We start from the raw sequence: 1,086 nt of genomic DNA on the forward strand, positions 1-1,086 counted from the left end.
TCCGCCGACGACGTGATCGCACTGGCGCGCGAGGTGCGCGACGGCGTCTTCGAGGCGTTCGGCGTGGAGTTGCACCCCGAGCCGGTGTGGGTGGGCTGCAGCATCTGACGCTGCCGGGCGACCTCGCGCCGGGCACGAACCCGCTGCTCCCGCCGCCGCTGAGCACCCCGGCCCCCACCGCTCCCGCTGACCCTGGCACGCTGGGGGACGGCCTTCTAGTCTTGACCCGGCCTGTTCCGCCCCACCCCGCGCGCCCGCTCCGGCGCCACCGTCCCATCTGGAGATTCGCCCGTGGACCTCTTCGCGTATCCGGTGTCGCTCGTCATGAAGTTCTGGCACTGGGTGCTGAGCTTCGTCGTGGACCCCGGTTCCGGAGTGGCCTGGGTGGGGTCCGTGCTGTTGCTGGTGGTGACAGTGCGGTTGCTGCTCATGCGGTCGATGTACCGGCAGCAGTACTCCATGCGCAAGATGGCGCAGATCGCTCCCAAGATGAAGGAGCTGCAGAACAAGTACAAGGACCGCAAGACCCCCGAGGACCGCCAGGAGCAGGCCAAGGAGATGCAGGCCCTGTACGCGGATGCCGGGGTCAATCCCGCCGCCGGGTGTCTGCCGCTGCTCGTGCAGATCCCGGTGTTCCTGGGTCTGTACTACGTGCTTCTCAACTTCTCGCCGCGTGGGGTGTCGATCGAAGAGGCCTCGACCATGACCAATGGGGCATTCGGCCCCGATCAGGTCGCCTCCTTCCTCAACGCCGAGATCTTCGGGGTCCCGCTGGCCTCGTACATCCGGATGCCGCAGGACGTCATGGACTCCCTGCACCCCGGGCTCGTGCGCGAGGACATCCTCATGCTGGCCGTGCCGTTGTTCGTGCTGGCCGGCATCGCCACCTTCATCAACATGTGGAACTCGTTCCGCCGACAGAAGGCGGCCAAGGCGGCCGAGCAGGACGCGATCGCGCAGGTCGACGCCGAGGAGAAGGCGGGCGGCCCGGTCGTCGACGGGGAGGTGCTCGAGGTCGACGGCGAGAAGCCCGCAGCCCCCGCGCCCGCCACCACCGGCGCCGCTGCGGGAGCCGGTGCGGCGGGA

At 69.0% G+C, this 1,086-nt stretch carries 1 protein-coding gene and 1 pseudogene; both read left to right on the plus strand.

The annotated features are described in order from the left end of the window. Positions 1-108: pseudogene (murB, locus tag G6018_RS15385) on the plus strand (UDP-N-acetylmuramate dehydrogenase); the annotation flags it as partial. A gap of 183 nt (positions 109-291) precedes the next feature. Continuing rightward, positions 292-1,086: membrane protein insertase YidC (gene yidC, locus G6018_RS15390; RefSeq protein WP_182640086.1), on the plus strand; the 795-nt coding region annotated here is incomplete at its 3' end.

Source organism: Dietzia sp. DQ11-44 (assembly GCF_014145205.1).
Lineage (GTDB): Bacteria > Actinomycetota > Actinomycetes > Mycobacteriales > Mycobacteriaceae > Dietzia > Dietzia natronolimnaea.